The organism is Roseiarcus sp., from assembly GCF_052145395.1.
In the GTDB taxonomy this organism is placed as follows: domain Bacteria; phylum Pseudomonadota; class Alphaproteobacteria; order Rhizobiales; family Beijerinckiaceae; genus Roseiarcus.
In genome coordinates this window covers 1-3,502 of record NZ_JBKQOT010000712.1, presented here as the reverse complement: position 1 = coordinate 3,502, position 3,502 = coordinate 1, and the positions used below count along the sequence as shown (strand labels likewise).

3 protein-coding genes and 1 pseudogene are annotated in these 3,502 nt (G+C 62.6%); 1 reads left to right on the top strand and 3 read right to left on the bottom strand.

Going from position 1 to position 3,502, the window contains the following annotated elements:
- Window positions 1-331, top strand: a pseudogene (locus ACLP25_RS24440) (hypothetical protein); the annotation flags it as partial.
- A gap of 775 nt (window positions 332-1,106) precedes the next feature.
- On the opposite strand, the gene ACLP25_RS24435 reads toward ACLP25_RS24440, so the two are convergent.
- The 3 genes from ACLP25_RS24435 to ACLP25_RS24425 all read right to left on the bottom strand — a co-directional run bounded on the left by ACLP25_RS24435 (window position 1,107) and on the right by ACLP25_RS24425 (window position 3,371).
- On the bottom strand, window positions 1,107-1,307 hold the full coding sequence (locus ACLP25_RS24435; protein WP_442471718.1) for a hypothetical protein: 201 nt from the start codon (window positions 1,305-1,307) through the stop codon (window positions 1,107-1,109).
- 19 nt (window positions 1,308-1,326) lie between these two features.
- Window positions 1,327-2,034 carry a TetR/AcrR family transcriptional regulator gene (locus ACLP25_RS24430; protein WP_442471717.1) on the bottom strand — a complete coding sequence of 236 codons (708 nt, stop codon included), beginning with the start codon at window positions 2,032-2,034 and terminating at the stop codon, window positions 1,327-1,329.
- A 746-nt stretch (window positions 2,035-2,780) separates the two neighbouring features.
- The gene (locus ACLP25_RS24425) at window positions 2,781-3,371 is read right to left on the bottom strand and encodes a 4Fe-4S dicluster domain-containing protein (RefSeq protein WP_442471716.1); all 591 of its coding nucleotides are present in this window, start codon (window positions 3,369-3,371) and stop codon (window positions 2,781-2,783) included.
- Window positions 3,372-3,502: the final 131 nt, after the last annotated feature.

Sequence of the window (3,502 nt, the reverse complement as noted above, 5' to 3'; positions counted from 1 at the left end):
CTGGGTCGTCGCCGCGACCTTCATCGTCGTGATCGGAGGCATCGGCACCGTCGAGGGGCCTATTGTCGGCACGGCGATCTTCTTTGCTCTCCGCTGGCTGCTTGCCGACTACGGGACCTGGTACTGGCTGGTCATGGGCGCCGTCGCGGTGCTCGTCATCATGTTCGCGCCGGCCGGCGTCTGGGGCTACGTCCGCGCCCGCTGGAACATCCAACTTCTGCCACTACAACGCAGGCTCGTACTGCAGAGGTCGACGAGGACCGGCGAAGCGTCGACTGCCCATGTCACCGACAACTCAGTAAGTGTCCCCCGGCAAAGCCGCGGGCTTTAGAATGTGAAACGCTCAAGCGGTAAGAGGGGACGCTGACGCGGCCCGACGCCGCGCCAGCGCCACTTGAGCGCTGCCTGCAACGAAATCAGCGACAAGCCCTCACACTGGATGTCGAGGGGGATGGTGGCGAGCAGCCGGGCCAGACGATCCTCAAGCGATGTCAGGCGCTCACGCGCGGCCTACGCTTCGGCTCGCTCCTGTTCGGCGCGCGGGCTCGATCGCGTTTGACCCTGGTGTCGTTTGGCACTTAGTGGGTCTTCCTCACTCTCTGATAGTAGGGACGTCGAACTAGCGATAGGGAACTGATAACGCTCAGAAATTTTGTCTGGTCTCGTGACCATTGGCGTTACATATTGTTCCAGGAGGCCCTGCGCCAAATCCTGGTGTGTTTTCCGAGCGCTAGAAATCCACAATGATCACGGCCATCACACAGATTGAGGAAGACCCCTCCCCCTGGCCGACGAAAACAGTGTGGCGCAGAAGGCCGTCGCCCGACTAGTTACCGTGAAAGAGGTTGAGGAGTAGGCGAGCGAAAGCACGGCGGATCGTCGCGTTCGGCGATCCGGATCGCGGACGTGGTGCAAGCCCTTCCGCGCTGCAACCGCGTTATTGACGGGGCCCAAATCCCGATATGCGGCGTGCAGGAAGGATCAGCTTGCGGTCGCCGTGATTGGCGAGCGACCTCTCACTCGAAGTCTCCCGCACCGGTACTCTACCCCAAAGACAGCCGCAAGCCCCTTTCATCATTGGGGGCGACTGCCCGCGGTCATGATGGTTAGCTCAGATAGGTAATCTCTGCGACAAGTTCTGGCCGCACCCAGGAGACGCTGGACAGCGCAGGCGAGCCTCCAAAGCGGGGCTTGCCGGGCGGAGGAGCCGCGAGCATTGTCCGTATCGCCTGCGGCCGCAGACGCTCATGGAGCATCTTGAGCGTTTCAACAGACATGCCCGTCCCGACGCGGCCCGCAAAAACCAGTCATGGGCTCGGCCGAAGGCTAGCCCTTGATGGCGCGCTTTTCGCGTGGCTCTCCAACTTCCGACGCTGCGACCGAATCTCTGTGGAAGGGAGCCGTTCGCTCGCGCGTGAGCTTCGCGAGCTTAGAAGCCGCTCTTTGCCTTCCGACCCCGATGGCGCCCAATACGGCGCCAACCGCGCCCGCCCGGTCTTTCTGAGAAAGCCGCCCCTCTCCGATTGCGGTCATCACCTGAAGAATGATGCCGATGACCGCCTCTAGGGCCAAGTCGACGGAGAGACCCGGCTGGGGTGATTGTTTCAGCGCCTCTTGCAGGTCTTCCCTGAGTCTCAATTGCGCCGTCCCGCCGATTTTGGAATAGGACCGCGTCATGCGCGCGACAAGGGCGCCCCATGCGGGCTTCTCGAGCGCTCTCTCAATGAAGGCGTTGCAGCCCAAGGCGATCCGAAGCAGCGGATCGGACGTCGCGACGCGCCGCGGCTGGAGGAGGTCGTCGAACGCCCGAATGAGCTCGTCGGCGACTGCCGACGTTAGCGCGTGCATGTCGTCGAAGTGAACGTAGAACGTCCCTTTCGCGACGCCTGCTTCGTGGACAAGTTCGTCGATGGTGACCGAGGCCGACGGCCTTGTGGAAAAGAGGGTGCACGCCGCCGCCACTAGCTGAGCACGAGTGCGAGCCCGCTTCTCCTGGCCGATCTCCGCCCGACGCACGAGATTGACCTTCGCCATTCGAAACGCCCTCCGCCAGGATGTTAGCCTAGAAGGTCAAAATGACCAAATTATATCATCCGAGATTCTTCGAAGCGCGGGGGCTTGGCGATGAGCGCCGCGCGCGCCGGCATGCACGTCGGACGCGACAACAGGTCGAATAGGAGGCCGCCGGCCGCAATCAATTCGCCGCGGCGCACGGGGTCGCGCTTGGGCGGCAATATCCGGGTGAGGCTCGAAGACTCGCTTTGGCTCGCTCGGCTTGCGAAGTCGAACGCGGAATAGGTCGGCAAGGCCCGCCGCCTCTTGAACGAACTCGGCACGCCCGACGAAGCAAGAAAAGATCTTTATGCTCAAGGGCTGCGAACCGGCTCGAGTCCTGTAGTTTACTTTGTCAAAGTCTCCTTAAGTAAGGGTTTCGATCGAGCCTGATTTCGAAGCAGCCTGTAGAATCATACACTCTTCGACAAACAAGTTCACGGGCTAGGGCGTTATGGCCCCGCATCCGCCGTTTCCTCAGTTCGAGATCAACCTCAATTCGCCAAGATAGACGCTTTCGCCCAAGACGCAGTCAGCTGAGGCGCCGCCATGGGCGTGTGATGCTTCGACACGATAGGCGCCTCCGCCCTTGCGCAAATTGTCGAAGCGAAAATCGCCGAAACCGTCGCTTGTGGCCGTTGCGACGGGCCTGCCTCCCTGAGACAACGTCACCGTGGCCCCCTGCACGCAGTCCACGACCCCGGCGATCTCGGCGCTTACGCTGCCGCCTATGAAGCAAGTCTCCCAACGCTCCAACCCCGGTACCAGACGCGAGGCTTGGCGCCGAGTTCGGGCTTGAGCGGCTTGAGCCCTTCCCTCGCCGCCCTTTCCTTCATGGCGGCGTCCTCGAGCTTCACCGCCTCGAATACCGTCGTTGGGCAGACCTGCTGGCAGCGGGGCTGACGCCATCCCTGATCGAGGAGGTGGGCGTCGAAGATCCAAGTCTGCGGGACATCATACTCCTCATTCCAGACGATCGCCCGATAGGGGCAGGAGCCGACGATGTCCTTGCGGCCCCGGGCCTTCACCGGATCGATAATGACGATGCCGTCAGCGCGTTTGCGGATCGCGTCGCCGGCATAGCGAATGCAGGGCGCGTCGTCGCAGTGATTGCACATCACCGGCAGATAGGTGGTCTCCACCATGGGCGCGCTGCCTTGCACGCGACGCAGGATGCGGATCGGGCTCTCGCCGACCGCGGCGGCCCGCGCCGCATAGCCTGGGAAGTCGTTGCCGACATGTTCGTCTCGCTCCGCTATGACGCAGTTGTAGCAATTCTCGCAGCGGCCGACGTTGATGATCAGGTTCCACTTGCTCATGACGTCTCCTCACGCCACCGGCTCAAAGGCCGCCGGCTCCACGGCATGCGCCGCCTTGAAGGCGTCGGCGGCCCGCCACCTCTCGACCTGCACGAGGCAGGAATTGGGGGACATGCTGCTCGTCCCGCGGG